Raw genomic sequence first — 16,205 nt, forward strand, 5'->3', positions numbered from 1 at the left:
GAGCATTAGCAAAGTAATTACTAGGGCAGACCCTTAACCATTTAAATTATTTCGACAGTTTCTTAATCTTTTGATAAACTGCCTTTCTTTGTTCTTGTTGATGCATAAGCTTTCATCAACAATGTTCCAATAATACCCACAGCGACAATATTTGAAACAGTCGCGAATACTCCTTGTGTAAATACTTTACTTGCGGGTTCACTATAAATCAAAATATCCAAACTAGGCGCGATTAAGCCCCAAACGACGATATTACCAAACGCTTGGAAAATATTGAAACGCACCATGTCATTTGTTGTAAATTCACCATGTTGAAGATCCATTTTACGACCAGCGAAGCCAAAAATAATACCAATAATTCCTGAACAAATAATCCAGCTCCACCAAGCGCTACCATACGTGGTAAAATCTTTTAATGTGTGACCAATCAAACCAATTAGCCCTCCAGCTACTGGTCCAAAAACAACTGACATTAAAGCAAGAAATGGATACGACGTTTCTAAGTTCGTATTAGGAATCCCAGTTGGAATCACAACGAATCGACCTAAAATAACAAAAACTGCAGAGCCAATTCCAATTGCTACAATTGTCTTGACGGACATTTTTTCTTTCATTTCGCTCCTCCATTCTATAACTCCATTGATTTACAGCCGCTCCCTTCTTGATTTTATCGAATAAAAAAAGAAGATACGCGGTGCATCTTACTTCTAAAATAGTACCCTTTTAACCGCTCTATGTCAATGATAGACGGAGCTTATTAGCTATTTTCTTTTTTTGATTTCCAACAAAGAAACCAGACACTTAACGCAAGCTAGCATTAAGTGTCTGGTTTCTAATTGGTTCTTATTCAACGCCGATTTCTGCACGTACTACTTCAGCAATTTTATCAACGTAATAATCAACTTTTTCTTGTGTTGGCGCTTCGGCCATCACACGTAACAATGGTTCTGTTCCAGAAGGACGAACTAAAATACGACCTTCGCCATTCATTTCTGCTTCTGCTTGTTCGACAACTGCTTTGATTGCCGGAACTTCCATTGCACCATTTTTATCTGTGACACGAATATTGACTAATTTTTGTGGATAAATCGTCACTTCATCCGCTAATTCAGATAATTTTTTGCCCGTTTGCTTCATAACATTCAACAATTGAATCCCTGAAAGCATACCATCACCTGTTGTGTTGTAATCTAAAAAGATCATGTGACCAGATTGTTCGCCACCAAAATTGTAATCATTTTTACGCATTTCTTCTACAACATAGCGATCACCCACTTGCGTTACCACATCTTTTAAGCCAATTTCTTCTACAGCTTTATGGAAACCTAGATTACTCATCACCGTTGTAACGATTGTATCTTTTTTCAAACGTTTTTTCTCAGCTAAATATTTGGCACAAATATACATGATTTTATCACCATCGATAATTCGTCCTAATTCATCGACTGCAATAATTCTATCGCCGTCGCCATCGAAAGCCAACCCAGCATCTGCACCTTTTTCAACAACCATTTCTGCCAAAGCTTCAGGATGAGTGGAACCCACACCATCATTGATATTCAAGCCATTAGGACTTGTTCCCATTGTATAGAAATCTGTCTCTAAATCCGCGAAGACACGATTGACTGCTGTTGCGGTTGCTCCGTTGGCAGCATCTAAACAAACAGTCATATCCGCTAAATCGCCAGGAATACTTTGAACTAAAAATTGCGAATATTTTAGTAAGCCTTCTGGAAATTCATCTAACGAGCCTAAGCCTTCTGCAGAAGGTCTTGGTAAGGTGTCTTCTTCTGCATCTAACAATGCTTCAATTTCTGCTTCTTGATCGTCTACTAATTTGAAGCCATCTGCCCCAAAAAACTTAATCCCATTGTCTTCCGCAGGATTATGTGAAGCTGAAATCATTACGCCAGCGGATGCTTTTTGTAAACGAGTTAGATATGCTACACCAGGTGTTGAAATCACCCCTAATTGGAAAACTTCAATTCCGACTGATAATAATCCAGCAATCAATGCTTGTTCCAACATCTCACCTGAAATACGTGTATCGCGGCCTACGAGAACACGAGGTTTTCTTGAACTATCTTCATGTTGACTCAACACATAACCACCGTAACGCCCTAATTTAAAAGCTAATTCAGGTGTTAACTCCTTATTTGCAATTCCTCTTACACCATCTGTTCCAAAATATTTACCCATTTTGATTCTCCTTAGTCACTTGATTCTCTGTATTTTCAGTTGAACCAGCAGTTGTACTTTCTACTGTTGATCCCTCACTTGTTGTTTCAGAAGTATTTGATTCTACTTGACTGGATGTACTTGGTTGTACTGCTTGGCTACCTGAGCCAACCGTTGTTGAACTTGCAGGTTCCTCTGAAGTTTCATTTGTATTTGATGACTGTTGTTGATTGTACACGGGGCTCAAAGAAACGTCAACCTCATCTGGTGTAACTACGTATTCTCCATTAACGGGAATAGTCACTGATTGTTTTGTTTCTTTGCGAATATCAGAAATATCTACCGGTACCTCAATTGATTCTAGCGTATCTAAAATTGATTGCGGACCACTGACCCTAACTTGGTACGTTGATAAACTATAATTGTAATGAGCGATCCCAGCAGGTGGCGTACCTGTCATACTAACATTCAGTGGTACATCTTTTGTTGGCGCAGTTAAGCCTACCGTTACTTTGACTTGTGGTGCTGGATTTTCGATACTTAGGACTTGACCTTTGGCATCTAGCGCTTGGACATTTACCGTTTGTTTAATCGTATCAATTGTTTGTTTGGCACTTGAGACTGGCGCAATCACTTTCTCAATTGCTTTCGCTGTTTCTTCTCCAGTTGTTACTTCTACAGTTTTTGGATCTACAGAAATATTTTTTACTTTGTAGCCTTCTTTTTCAATGTTATCAGAAAGTTGTGCTTCTACATCGAATTTTTTTGTTACTCTCTTTTCAATCGTTACAGTCACTGTTTTCGGTTCAATTTCAGCTGTAACAGCAGAACTTAGTCCCCGAACTGTCAAAGGCACTTCCGAAGTTCCTAATGGCAATTTGGTTAAGTCTGCGACCACTTGGAAATTTCGTGTGTCAGCATTTGATTCCATGTTTAATTGAATGCGGTTCGCACTACGTAAATGAACATTTACACTCTCTTCAAATCCAGAGACATAATATTTGTCTTTATCGTATTGGACTTGGACAGGAATATTATTCAATGTCTCACTATACGTTTGGCTTGAACCTGAATTGGAGGGATTATTGCCTGTTGCATTGGCATTAAAAAATAACAACAATGCAAACAGCAATGAAAGCAAACCATTAAACCAGCTTTTTTGGGAGGCTTTTCTCATTTGCGTTTAACCCCCTTTGTTACATCATCGATAAAATGCTGCAAAGCACTTTTTTTATCTTCCGATGATTCCGAAATTAACTCCTTACGCAAAATTGTTAAATACTCTTCTTGCGTTAGACCAGGAATTAATTCATTGTTCAATGTCAAACTAACGTCACCAGTTTCTTCAGAAACAACAATCGTAATGGCGTCACTGACTTCACTGATACCGACTGCGGCTCTATGGCGCGTTCCAAATTCTTTTGGAATTAAATTGCTTTCTGATAGCGGTAAATACGCACTAGCAACAGCAATTTTTTCATTTTTGATAATCACTGCACCATCATGTAGTGGTGTATTTGGAATGAAAATATTAATCAGTAATTCACCAGTAATATCGGCATCCAAATCAATACCTGTCTCAATGTATTCATCTAAACCGGTATTGCGTTCAATGGTTATCAAAGCACCAATTTTCCGTTTTGACATGTACTGAATGGCTTTGTCAAAGGCCTGAATAATACGCTCATCTTCTTGTTGCGCACCTTTATTCGGGCGGAAAAACGAACTTCTCCCTAGATGTTCCAGCCCTCTTCGCACTTCTGGTTGAAAAATAACAACCGCGGCGATTACACCATACATGATGACTTGATTCATTAACCAAGATAATGTATGTAGACCAATTATCTCACTTAGAATGCGGATAATGATAAAAACAGCGACACCTTTTAATAGTTGGACTGCTTTTGTTCCACGAACAAGCATGATTAATTTGTAAACGAGGTACCATACGACTAGGATATCTATGATATTGATAACAAAATCCTTAGATAAGAAATCCGTTGAGATGACTTGCTGCCAATAATTCAAATCTAATAATTGATTCAATTGAAACGACATCATACCCCTCACTTCTCTCTCAAGATTTCCTAACAAGTATACCACATTATTTTCTTTCATCACAGAACGCAAGCGGAAACATCAAAAAAATTTAGGAACTTTTTCAAATAACTTGAAATTTTTCATCAAAAAATCGCATTTCTAACTAAAAAACGTGTCTAAGCAAAAAGCTCAGACACGTTTTTTTGACTTCTATTTAATCTTGCTCACGTTGTTTTCTCTTGGCTGCTCGTTCTGCGCGGCGGGCAGCCCTTCTTGCTTCCGCTTCCGGATCAACTACGCGTTCTTTTTTCACTCGTGGCTTCTCGTTCTCTGGCGTATTTATTTCTGGTTCACTTTGTTTTTCAAGTTTTGCTCGAATTTTTTCTTCTTGACCAGCTAAACGAGCATAATTATAGAACCGTCTCTTAGCATCATTAATTGTTTTATTAAATAACAATTCCGCTGTATCTGGTTGACTAGATTCTAAGGATGCAAAGCGAACTTGTTGGCGCATAAACTCTTTCATTAATGAAAAATCTGGTTTTTTGAAATCCAATGTCATTGGTTCTTTGCCCTTTTCTCGCAATAATGGATTATAGCGATATAAAGACCAGTAACCTGAATGAACTGCGTCTTTCGCTTCTTTCAACGTTTGACTCATCCCACCTGCTAAACCATGTGTAATACATGGTGTATAAGCAATAATAATCGATGGTCCAGGGAATTTTTCTGCTTCTTCAAAAGCTTTAATCGTCTGCATTTGGTTTGCACCTGAGGCAATTTGAGCGACATAGACATTTTCATAAGTCATTGCCATCATCCCTAAATCTTTTTTAGAGGCATACTTCCCACTGGCAGCAAATTTCGCAATCGCTGATGCAGGAGTTGCTTTGGAAGTTTGGCCACCTGTATTGGAATAGACTTCATTATCTAGAACTAACATATTCACATCCGCGCCACTGGCTAACACGTGGTCAATACCGCCATAGCCAATATCGTAAGCCCATCCATCCCCACCAATCATCCACTGACTTGGTTTAACAAAAAGATCTTGATCGTCATAAATTGCTTCCAATAAAGGTTGATTCGTTTTTTCTTCAAGCAAAGCTGCACGTAATTTAGCTGCACGTTGTTGCGTACCTTCACTTTCGGACAGATGTGCTATCCAATCTTCCATCAATAGACGCAACGAGTCACTGGCTACAGAAAAAGCTTTGGTCATTTTACTAGCTAAACGTTCGCGACGCGCTTGCGTTGCTAACAACATGCCATAACCAAACTCGGCATTATCCTCTAAAAGAGAATTTGACCAAGCTGGACCTTGTCCTTGTTCATTCGTAGTGTAAGGTGTCACACCCGCTGCAGCACCCCAAATCGATGAGCAACCTGTGGCATTAGCAATCAGCATTCGGTCACCAAACATTTGCGTCAATAATTTAACATAAGGCGTTTCGCCGCAACCAGAACAAGCACCAGAAAACTCTAATAAAGGTTTATTAAATTGCGAACCTAAAACAGTATTCGGTTTTGCTGGGTTTTCCTTTTGACGTAACGTCATAGCAAACGCCCAGTTCATAGCCTGCTCTTTTTCTTCTTCATAAGGTTTCATTACTAAAGCTTTCCCTTTAGCTGGACAGGCTTCAACACAAAGACCACAGCCAGTACAATCTTTGACTGAGACTTGGATACGATATTTCAAGCCGTCGGCACCACGTAGATCACGCACAATGAATCCTTCTGGCGCTTCAGTCATTTCTTCTTCATCGGCTAAGAATGGTCGTATCGCCGCATGAGGACATACAAAGGCACACTCATTACACATAGTACATCGATCGCTAATCCACTCAGGTACTTCTAATGCAACTCCACGTTTTTCAACTGCCGCAGTTCCCAAAGGCATCCGCCCATCTGTCATCCCATTTTTCGCTAGTGTCGCAACAGATAACGCATTGCCTTCTTGACGATTAATCGGTTCAACAATTTCATGAACAAAATCACTAACATGTTCTGAACGTTTTCGCGGTTGAACTTCAAGCGTTCTCCACTCTGCTGGAACAGGTACCTGATGCAACAATTCAACGGTCTTATCGATTGCTTGAATATTTTTTTCGACAACTTTCATGGACTTATGACCATAACTTTTCAGTGCTTCTTCTTTTAAAATTGGCAACACTTGCTCAAAAGGCATAATTTGCGCTAATTTGAAGAAAGCTGTTTCCATCGCGGTATTAATTCGCCCGCCTAGTCCGACTTCACTAGCTAATTTCACTGCATTGATTGTATAAAACTGAATCTCATTTTCAGCTAGATACCGTTTTAATTGATTGGGTAAAAATCGTGCTAGTTGTTCATCATTCCAAATGGTATTTAAGAGGAAAGTACCGCCTTTTTTTAACCCTTTCACTAAATCATAAGTATGCAAATAAGCGGCTGTATGACAAGCCACAAAATCAGAATGTTCAATGAGGTACGTTGAACGAATAGGCGTCTCGCCAAAACGTAAATGAGAAACGGTCAACCCGCCTGATTTTTTTGAATCATAATAGAAAAATCCTTGTGCATACTTGTCTGTATGATCACCGATAATCTTAATTGCTGACTTGTTCGCCCCTACTGTCCCATCAGAACCAAAGCCCCAAAATTTAGCTTGATAGGTTTTCGGATTCGTCAAATCAAGTGGTTTGCCAACTTCTAATGAAGTATAAGTTAAATCATCATCAATCCCAATTGTAAAACGCTTCTTCATGGCAGAACGTTCTTTCATTAATTCATCAAAAACCGCAACAATTTGATTTGGCAGCACATCTTTAGAACCTAAACCATAGCGCCCACCAATAATTGTTGGGCGAATGTCCGCTTCATACATCGCACTTTGGACATCCAATAATAACGGTTCACCACCAGCACCGGGCTCTTTCGTCCGATCCAAGACAGCAATTGCTTTAACTGATTGTGGTATTTTTTCAAGAAATGTTTCAACTGGAAATGGTCGATAAAGATGGACATTAAGGAAGCCAACTTTTCTTCCTTGTTCTTGTAAATAATCAACCGTCTGTTCAATTGTTTGTGCAACTGAACCCATCGTGACGATCACTTCTTCTGCATCTTCTGCGCCATAATACGTCACCAAATCATAATTGGTTCCCCGTAACCGGTTAATTTCTGTCATATATTTTTGAACAATACCAGGTAATTTTTCATAATAAGGATTTATTGTTTCTCGTTGTTGAAAGTGAATATCTGGATTTTGGTTCATTCCACTAACGGAAGGGTGATTCGGGTTCATGCTCCGACGACGAAATTTGGCTAATTTCTCTTGGTTTACTAAGGGTGCTAATTCTTCATAGTCAAGAACTGCCACTTTTTGAATTTCATGACTTGTTCTAAAGCCATCAAAAAAGTTCATAAATGGAACACTCGCTTCAATCGAAGCTAAGTGAGCCACTGGTGCCAAATCCATCACTTCTTGTACACTGCTTTCTGACAACATAGCAAAGCCTGTTTGGCGTGCGGCCATTACGTCTCCTTGATCACCAAAAATATTTAAAGCATTCGTAGTTAAAGCTCGGCTCGCCACATGAAAAACAGATGGTAATAGTTCTCCAGCTATTTTGTACATATTAGGAATCATCAAAAGTAACCCTTGTGAAGCCGTATAGGTCGTGGTAAGCGCGCCTGTTTTTAAAGAGCCATGGACCACGCCGGCAGCACCAGCTTCCGATTGCATTTCGACTACTTTCACAGGTTGACCAAAGATATTTTTCTTACCTTCGGCCGACCACTGATCAACAAGCTCAGCCATTGTTGAACTTGGTGTTATTGGATAAATGGCTGCTAATTCTGTAAAGGCGTAGGAAATATAAGCTGCTGCAGCATTCCCATCCATTGTTTTCATTTTTCGCATGTTTTTCTCATCCTTTATATCTAAAAAATAGAATAGTTGCACGCATATTCTTGTTTATTATAGCGGAATTTCACAAATTATGAAAGATTTTGTCAATTTTTTTGCTTAAAAATAAAAGAGAAATTGAGAAAAACCCCCTTTTTCCCCTATAAACAAACTATTTCACTGAATTAAAATTACTTTATTTTGTGAAATAGAAATTATCTATTCATTCACAAACTAAAGAACGAAAGAGGAAGATAAGCGTTTCGACTTATCTTCCTCTTTCTAAACATTAAGATTATTAAAAGTAACGGCTTTTAGTACAACTCCAAATATTGTTCTCTTTCCCATTCAGAAACGGTTTGACGGAAGGCTGCCCATTCCATTCGTTTCGCTTCTACAAAATTGGCAAAAATATGACGACCTAATGCATCAATCATTACTTGATCTTTACGTAATTCTTTGATGGCATTGTGTAAGGTTGATGGCAAATCTTCAATTTGTGCATGTTGACGTTCTTCCTCATTCATCACATAAATGTTACGATCAACTGCTGGCGGTGGTGTAAGTTCATTACGAATACCATCCAAACCTGCTTGTAATAAGACAGCCATTGTTAAATACGGATTCGCTGAAGGATCGACAGAACGTAACTCTAAACGAGTCGATAAACCACGAGATTCAGGAACTCGAATGAGTGGTGAACGATTTCTGCCGCTCCAAGCTACATAAACAGGTGCTTCATAACCTGGGACCAAGCGTTTATAAGAGTTCACTGTTGGGTTACATACCGCAGTATAGGCACGGGCATGTTTTAATAAACCACCTAAGAAATGATACGCAGTTTGGCTTAAGCCCATCTCTCCTGACTCGTCATAAAAAACATTACCTTCTTCATTAAATAATGACATATTGCAGTGCATGCCAGAACCATTAATTCCAAACAAAGGTTTTGGCATAAATGTTGCATGCAAGCCATGTTTGCGCGCAATAGTTTTCACAACTAATTTGAACGTTTGAATATTGTCACAAGCATCAACTACATCCGCATATTTAAAGTCAATTTCATGTTGACCAGGTGCTACTTCATGATGCGAAGCTTCCACTTCAAAGCCTAAACTTTCTAACTCTAAAACAATATCACGGCGACAATTTTCACCTAAATCGGTTGGCGCAAAATCAAAATAGCCACCTTTATCATTCAAGTCAGTGGTAATTTCACCATTCTCATCTAATTTAAATAGGAAAAATTCTGGTTCTGGTCCTAAGTTAAACGAAGTAAAGCCTAATTCTTTCATATCTGCTAAGGCGCGTTTTAAATTACCGCGGGGATCTCCGGCAAAAGGGGTACCATCAGGATTGTAAATATCGCAAATTAAGCGCGCAACTTTTCCATGGTCGCTTTCCCACGGAAAAATCATCCATGTAGATAGATCAGGGTATAAATACATATCACTTTCTTCGATACGAACGAATCCTTCGATGGATGACCCATCAAACATCATTTTATTATCTAATACTTTATCTAGCTGACTCACAGGAACTTCAACATTTTTAATTGTTCCCATAATGTCGGTAAACATTAGTCGTAAAAAACGTACGTTTTCTTCTTCTGCAATATGTTTAATCTCTTCTGCCGTTTTGGCTTTTCTTGTCATCGGTCTGATCCCCATCCTTCATTTTTATTGGCTGCTGAAACGTTAAAGCCTTGGTACATTCGATTGGAACGGATTTTGCTGAGTAAGTCCTCCTTGCGAAAGGATTTCGTCGTATAAAATCTGACGAACATCTGCATCGGTTAACGGACGAGTTGCCTCGGCGGTGTTTTTTTGTTCTTCTAATTTCATTTCATACACACGCTTAATCCCTGCCATGTTCAATCCATCAGATAAATAATCTTTAATTTCTAACAAAACATCAATATCATTTAAAGAATACATGCGTCGGTTGCCCTCACTACGTTCTGGATGAATCAATCCCTGTTCTTCATAGTAGCGAATTTGTCGAGCGGTCAAATCCGTTAGTTTCATAACTGTACCAATTGGAAAAACAGACATGGAACGGCGTAACTCTTTTTCTCTCATCTCCATCCTCCTCTCTTAGTTATTTCTTAGAATAACAATAGAATGACAAATTGTCAAGAACTTATGTTAGATTTTCTAACATAAAACAAAAAACCTGATAAATATGGACTTTTCCATCTTTTCACGGCTGATTTTCTCCTACTAATCAAAAAAATAGAAATGATTTGTTTTTACAAATCATTTCTAATCAACTTACCATTTTTATTCTTTTTCGGATTCAGCCAACCATTTAGACTCTTTTTTTGCAAAGCCTTTCACGATATACCGATTTTCATTTTCAGCATATTCTTCTGAAACCATTAGTGTCATCCTGCGAAGTTCACTTAATAGTTGTCCGTCAGTTGGGCTAATTTCTAATTGATAAGGCTCGAGTAATTCCATCATTTGGGCACGGATAGCTTGAACCAGTCGTTCTTTATCTTCAGGAATTTTAGTTGAGATCAATACATTGGGAAATAAGGTTGGGACAAATTCTTTGCTGTCCACTTGATCTCTTTTATTATAAACCGTCAAGCACGGAATATTTTCCAACGCTAATTCTTTCATCAATGTTTGAACTGTGCGTTCATGTTGTAACCGATCTGGCGCACTTGCATCCACCACATGGAGCAGTAAATCCATCGTCCGACTTTCTTCCAATGTCGACTGAAAGGCTTCAATCAGTTGTGTTGGTAAATCTTGAATGAAGCCAACCGTATCGGTCAGCGTAACTTCCATGCCTTGAGGCAATTGCCATTTTTTGGTTAAAGGATCTAACGTTGCAAACAATTGATCCTCTGAATAAGTTCCTGCTGTTGTCAACATGTTGAGAATGGTTGATTTGCCAGCATTGGTATAACCAATCAAGCCAATTTGAAATAGTTCTGAATTTTGTCTTTTCTGGCGGCTTCGTTCACGATGAGCAGTGACTTCTTTTAACTCACGACGGATGCCTAAGATTTTATTTCGAATGTGTCGGCGGTCCGACTCTAATTTCGTTTCACCAGGCCCACGTGTCCCAATACCTCCTCCAAGTCGGGACAACTGTTTTCCTTGACCAGCCAAGCGAGGCAATAAATAATCCAATTGTGCTAATTCAACTTGTAACTTTCCTTCTTTGGAGCGCGCACGCAAAGCAAAGATATCCAAAATTAATTGTACACGATCAATTACTCGCACAGCTAACGCTTCAGATAACAGTTGATTTTGGCGAGGTGTGAGCTCATGATTAAAAATCACAAGATCCGCTTCATAGGCATCTATTAATTGAATTAATTCTTCCAATTTCCCCTTACCGATTACGGTTTGTCGATCAACTTGTGGTCGTTTTTGCGTTAAAACAAACACCACTTCTCCATTAGCGGTTTCCGTTAAATTCGCCAGTTCTTCCATTGATGCAGAAAATGTCTGATAATTTTTTTCCGTCTCAACTCCTACTAGAATCACTTTTTCATGAGTGGTCATCGCCTACTCACTCTCCTTCTGTTGTAGCCATTCCGCTACTTCTTTTTCCAACTTGGGCAAATCTGTTGGCTGCTGAACCAAATTCCACCAATGCGCAGCCATTCGATTTCTAAACCAAGTCAATTGACGTTTGGCATATCGCCGCGATTGCTGTTTGACTGTTTCAACCGCCATCTCTAATGATTGTTCACCGGAAAAATACGGGAAAAATTCTTTATAGCCAATACCTTGAGCTGCTTGTGCATGTGGTTGCTGAAACATCTGTTTTGCTTCTTCCAACAGCCCTTCTGTCATCATTTGATCCACCCGCTGATTAATACGCTCATACAATAAAGCGCGATCTGTTTCCAAACCTAACAAATAATAATCATAGAGACGAGCTGGTTTTTCCTTCGGGGTCAAAATACTATAACCTGTTTTATCAAAGACCTCTAACGCACGAATGACTTTTTTGCGATTATTAAAATGAATGCTGTTAGCCGCTAGAGGATCCTTTTGTTGTAATAACTGCCATAAAGCTTGATTCCCTTTTTCTTCCGCAAATAAATTGTACGTTTCTCTAATTTCAGGCGAGTCATCTATCTCACGACTTCCTAGTTGAAAATCATAAAGGAGTGATTGAATATACAAACCTGTTCCTCCAACGATAATTGGTAGTTTCCCTTTTTCAGTAATTTCTTTGATTTTTTGACGACCCTCTTTCTGAAAATCAGCGGCAGAATATGTTTCGCTGACTTCACGGCAATCAATTAAATAGTGAGGAATTCCTTCTTTTTCTGTTTCTGTGACTTTAGCGGTGCCAATGTCTAACGAGCGATAAACTTGCATGGAGTCACCGCTAATAATTTCACCATTAAATTTTTTTGCTAAAGCAATACTTAATGCTGTTTTCCCCACCGCAGTGGGTCCTACAATAACTAATACTTTCTCCAATTATGTTTCTCCTTCTTCTTGCCAATTTTGACGAGCAAATTTTGCTTCCTCAGGAAAATCTGTATGAACGCCTGCCAATTTTAGCTGAAAACAATTTTCCATTTCTTCCATCCGATTAACAGTCCACGGCCGCAGCGGTTTGCCAATTGCGATAAGTTCTTTTTCATGAGCCAACACCCAAGACATTTTTGGATGTAAACTATCGACAAGCGCGAATGCCGGTCCCGCTTGACTTAAATCCTCTGCAGATTCATAAATAAAGGCAATTTCTGTCTTAGGATCAGCTTTTTTTAATTTAACTAAACTCGGAAAATAAAAACTGGAATATAAATAACGAAACGGCCAGTTTTTTTGCTTCATTTGTTGGACGACTTTTTTCTCAATTCCTTCATAATGGATAATATCCGTTTTAAGTTCAATATTCAAAAAACCATTGAATTGTTCTTCTACAAGACAATTTAAAACATCTTCCAATGTTGGAACACATTGAACAGAAGGATTTTTCTGAAACCAGCTTCCAGCATCTAGTTGTTTTAATTCGTTTAATGTTAACTGTTGGATTTCACCATGACCATCTGTCGTACGATCCACCGTTTCATCGTGCATAACGATTAAATAACCATCTTTAGAAAGGTGAACATCTAATTCAATTCCTTCAGCACCAACACGAACAGCCTCTCTGAAAGCAATACACGTATTTTCAGGATGGGTGCCTTTACTTCCTCGATGTGCAATAATATCTGTCATGCTCTCACTCCAATCTTGTTTATTGTACCATTGGAGTGAGGTGGGTTCAAATAATGTAGAAAAAAGAAGCCTCTCACAAATGAGTGGCTTCTTTTTAATATATAACAACTAACGCATTCCTGGAGCATTTTTTTCTGTAATATCAAAATTTACCGAATCAATAACTTTGTTAGTATTATTATCAATAATCACAAAGTTCAAACCTTTTTTATTTCTAGACATTTCTGTATCATTTATTTTTACAGAAGCGAATGTTTGATTTTCATAATTAGTATAACTTGAGAATACATCATAATTTAAAGCTTCAAATTTACCAGATAGTCTCGATAATTCTGCATTTGTTTCAACTGTTTTATTGTCTTTTGAAATCACTGCACTTAAAGTCCATGCATTGTTACCTTCGAATTTTACGCCTAGCCCCAAGTCTTTTAAAAGCGACTCTTCCGCTTGTGAAAGATAGACTTGATTACCATAACCACTTAATAAAATAGTATATTGCGTATCAATTAATTTTTGTAAATAATCATTAAGATTAAAAATATTCATCAACTCTGGGTTTCCATTTCTATATATATTGTCCCAATCTTTTTCTGAAACACTTCGCACAGACTCCAAGCCATAATATTTTGCAACAGAACGATTAACTTGTGCATCTGAATTAGTTTTTACATGCGATAAATGATTAGAATAAGCTGAATATTTTGTTGTATTACTATATGATATATCTGGAAACACAGGATTGATATTTCCTTTTTTCTCTTGCTCAACTAAATAACTATATTGTTTTGTCAAATCCAATTTTGACAAGAATATATCACTTACACCAACCATTACGTTCATGAAGAATGTACATGCCAAAATCACATACAAAACACTGTAAATTGGAGAAAACCTGATATTTACTTTATAATTTGGCAGTGACATAGAAAAAGCGATAATCAAGAATAATACAGCCCCATAGTATGAACGTCCATAAGTTAATGCCGTTGGAGAGATGGCTAAAACTAGCATAGTAGCCATTCCAGAAACAAAATAAACAACACTTAGGTATACTCTTTTTTTATCTTGACTAATATAAGTATATAAAACAAGCAACAAAATCAGTATAACTAAAAATAATGATAAATTTTCTTTCATTTGTTCAAATATTGTAATGATTCCTGTCATGGCCTTTCTTGGTAAAGACCAAGTACTTCTAGCAAAATAAGTAGCGCGAATCTTATTTCCTGGTGCTAAAGCCATTAACGCCAAACCTATAGCATTACCAGCAACACCCGTGAACATCCATAAAGAAAGCTTTCGTTTTGTATAAAACTGCCAGCCAAGATACCCTAAAACGATAAGCAAAGCTCCTCCAGAGGTATTTTCATTACACCAACCAGCCAAAATTCCTAAAGCAAACATCAAAAAAATCATTAATTTTGTTTTCGTAAAGACGTGTTCTTCAATGATTTCTCTATGATACACATAAAGGAACGAAAGAATAATTAAACTTCCCCAAAGATAATTAGCTGAGCCTGTCTCCCACAAAAACACTTCTCCAAAGGCTGGGGTAAACAACCAAAATAGCACTTGAATAATAATAAATCTAAATGAATTATACTTTTCATCTTGCTTTTGTAAAGTAAGTCTATAAACTAAATATGTTACTATTGTGTATGCCAAAGCGTTAAAAACATTAAAAATTCCTTTTGGTAACAATAAAAATATTCTTGCAATTATATGGACCACTGAACGTCCGGTCCATGTCATGTATTGATTGTATTCATCTATCAGTATTGTCATCCAACTTTTCGTTTTATAAAGGTATTCGTAGTCATCTGCAAGTAATGGTGTTAAATTATTTAAAGTAAGCATCACCAAAAATGTAATAATAATTGAGCATATAAATATCTTCTTTTTATTTAATTTAACTTTCATCTCTGCTTACCTTCCGCTTTTAATTCATAATTAACATATTTATCCAAACCAGATTGAATACTATATTTCGGTTCATAACCAATGGTACGTAATTTAGATATATCCGCTAAGGAATCTTTGATGTCCCCAGCTCGTGCTTCTTTGTATTCAACTGGCAAAGTGACTTTCATAATATCATTTAAAGAAGATATTAACTCATTTAAATCGGTTGCTTTCCCTGTTCCGACATTATATACTTCCCCAAGTGATTGGTCAGAATGAGCGACAAGATTCAACGCTTGAACCACGTCCTCAACAAAGACAAAATCACGAGATTGTTTTCCATCACCAAAGATATTGAATGTCACTTCTTGATTGGCTAATAAGCGTTTGTAAGAGTCCATCACAATCGAAATAACGCCAGAATAAGGTGAATTAGGATTTTGGTTTGGCCCATAAACGTTAAAGAAGCGAACAGCGCTTGTTGGAACATCATATAAATGACAATAGTTTAACACATATTTTTCAGAAGCAAATTTATCCACCGCATAAGGTGTTAATGGACGAATTACTGATTCTTCCTGTTTTGGTAAAGTTGGCTCATCGCCGTAAACCGCTGCAGAAGAAGCAAACACCAAACGTTTTAAATCTTTCTGGTATTTCCGAATTAATTCCAGTAATTGTAACACACTCTCAAAATTCACTTGGTGTGTTTCCACTGGACGCGCTACTGAATCTGCTACGCTAGCAATCGCGGCTAAGTGAAAAATGTAATCGAACTGATACTCTCGCAGTACTTTTTCCATTAATTGTTGATCAGTCACGCTACCTTCAATAAACGTGATATTTTCAGATGCGTTTAAATTTTCAGTTTGGCCCATTGATAAATCATCAATGACCACAACTTGATTGTCTTTACTATAATAATTTGCTAAGGTTGAGCCGATAAAGCCGGCGCCGCCTGTGATTAGGAATGTTTCCACTTTACTCCCCAC

12 protein-coding genes are annotated in these 16,205 nt (G+C 37.8%); all 12 read right to left on the reverse strand.

Annotated features, from left to right (window positions below; all coding sequences use genetic code 11):
• Window positions 1–62 precede the first annotated feature (62 nt).
• The 12 genes from IGK82_RS08615 to IGK82_RS08670 all read right to left on the reverse strand — a co-directional run bounded on the left by IGK82_RS08615 (window position 63) and on the right by IGK82_RS08670 (window position 16,193).
• Window positions 63–614, reverse strand: coding sequence for an ECF-type riboflavin transporter substrate-binding protein (locus tag IGK82_RS08615; protein WP_002356937.1), 552 nt, complete (start codon window positions 612–614; stop codon window positions 63–65).
• 229 nt (window positions 615–843) lie between these two features.
• Complete coding sequence (gene glmM, locus IGK82_RS08620) at window positions 844–2,199, reverse strand: phosphoglucosamine mutase (protein ID WP_002356936.1); 1,356 nt, start codon at window positions 2,197–2,199, stop codon at window positions 844–846.
• Window positions 2,192–3,355, reverse strand: coding sequence for a CdaR family protein (locus IGK82_RS08625; protein WP_002380508.1), 1,164 nt, complete (start codon window positions 3,353–3,355; stop codon window positions 2,192–2,194). Before IGK82_RS08625 ends, glmM begins: the two co-directional genes overlap by 8 nt.
• A complete protein-coding gene (gene cdaA / locus IGK82_RS08630) occupies window positions 3,352–4,236 on the reverse strand; it encodes a diadenylate cyclase CdaA (protein ID WP_002389035.1) in 885 nt (294 codons plus the stop codon). The genes IGK82_RS08625 and cdaA overlap by 4 nt, the downstream gene beginning before the upstream one ends.
• Before the next feature lie 196 nt (window positions 4,237–4,432).
• Window positions 4,433–8,164 carry a pyruvate:ferredoxin (flavodoxin) oxidoreductase gene (gene nifJ, locus IGK82_RS08635; RefSeq protein WP_016622451.1) on the reverse strand — a complete coding sequence of 1,244 codons (3,732 nt, stop codon included), beginning with the start codon at window positions 8,162–8,164 and terminating at the stop codon, window positions 4,433–4,435.
• A 257-nt stretch (window positions 8,165–8,421) separates the two neighbouring features.
• Entirely contained in the window at window positions 8,422–9,762 is a 1,341-nt protein-coding gene (gene glnA / locus IGK82_RS08640) for a type I glutamate--ammonia ligase (protein WP_002356929.1), read from the reverse strand.
• Window positions 9,763–9,804: 42 nt separating this feature from the next.
• Window positions 9,805–10,188, reverse strand: coding sequence for a MerR family transcriptional regulator (locus tag IGK82_RS08645; protein ID WP_002388239.1), 384 nt, complete (start codon window positions 10,186–10,188; stop codon window positions 9,805–9,807).
• Window positions 10,189–10,389: 201 nt separating this feature from the next.
• Window positions 10,390–11,631, reverse strand: a complete 1,242-nt coding sequence (gene hflX / locus IGK82_RS08650) for a GTPase HflX (protein ID WP_002398066.1) — start codon at window positions 11,629–11,631, stop codon at window positions 10,390–10,392.
• 3 nt (window positions 11,632–11,634) lie between these two features.
• Window positions 11,635–12,564, reverse strand: a complete 930-nt coding sequence (gene miaA / locus IGK82_RS08655; RefSeq protein ID WP_002388241.1) for a tRNA (adenosine(37)-N6)-dimethylallyltransferase MiaA — start codon at window positions 12,562–12,564, stop codon at window positions 11,635–11,637.
• Window positions 12,565–13,311 carry a glycerophosphodiester phosphodiesterase gene (locus IGK82_RS08660; protein WP_002362094.1) on the reverse strand — a complete coding sequence of 249 codons (747 nt, stop codon included), beginning with the start codon at window positions 13,309–13,311 and terminating at the stop codon, window positions 12,565–12,567.
• 108 nt (window positions 13,312–13,419) lie between these two features.
• Window positions 13,420–15,231, reverse strand: coding sequence for a DUF3329 domain-containing protein (locus tag IGK82_RS08665; protein WP_010709663.1), 1,812 nt, complete (start codon window positions 15,229–15,231; stop codon window positions 13,420–13,422).
• A complete protein-coding gene (locus tag IGK82_RS08670) occupies window positions 15,228–16,193 on the reverse strand; it encodes a GDP-mannose 4,6-dehydratase (protein WP_025193537.1) in 966 nt (321 codons plus the stop codon). Before IGK82_RS08670 ends, IGK82_RS08665 begins: the two co-directional genes overlap by 4 nt.
• Between the last annotated feature and the right edge of the window lie 12 nt (window positions 16,194–16,205).

The organism is Enterococcus sp. AZ197 (genome assembly GCF_050556405.1).
In the GTDB taxonomy this organism is placed as follows: Bacteria; Bacillota; Bacilli; order Lactobacillales; family Enterococcaceae; genus Enterococcus; species Enterococcus faecalis.

Excerpts from the sequence above, each read along its gene's own strand:
- glnA (WP_002356929.1), bottom strand. The coding sequence starts at position 9,762 with ATGACAAGAAAAGCCAAAACGGCAGAAGAGATTAAACATATTGCAGAA.
- IGK82_RS08645 (WP_002388239.1), bottom strand. The coding sequence starts at position 10,188 with ATGAGAGAAAAAGAGTTACGCCGTTCCATGTCTGTTTTTCCAATTGGT.
- cdaA (WP_002389035.1), bottom strand. The coding sequence starts at position 4,236 with ATGTCGTTTCAATTGAATCAATTATTAGATTTGAATTATTGGCAGCAA.
- glmM (WP_002356936.1), bottom strand. The coding sequence starts at position 2,199 with ATGGGTAAATATTTTGGAACAGATGGTGTAAGAGGAATTGCAAATAAG.
- hflX (WP_002398066.1), bottom strand. The coding sequence starts at position 11,631 with ATGACCACTCATGAAAAAGTGATTCTAGTAGGAGTTGAGACGGAAAAA.
- IGK82_RS08625 (WP_002380508.1), bottom strand. The coding sequence starts at position 3,355 with ATGAGAAAAGCCTCCCAAAAAAGCTGGTTTAATGGTTTGCTTTCATTG.
- IGK82_RS08660 (WP_002362094.1), bottom strand. The coding sequence starts at position 13,311 with ATGACAGATATTATTGCACATCGAGGAAGTAAAGGCACCCATCCTGAA.
- IGK82_RS08665 (WP_010709663.1), bottom strand. The coding sequence starts at position 15,231 with ATGAAAGTTAAATTAAATAAAAAGAAGATATTTATATGCTCAATTATT.
- IGK82_RS08615 (WP_002356937.1), bottom strand. The coding sequence starts at position 614 with ATGAAAGAAAAAATGTCCGTCAAGACAATTGTAGCAATTGGAATTGGC.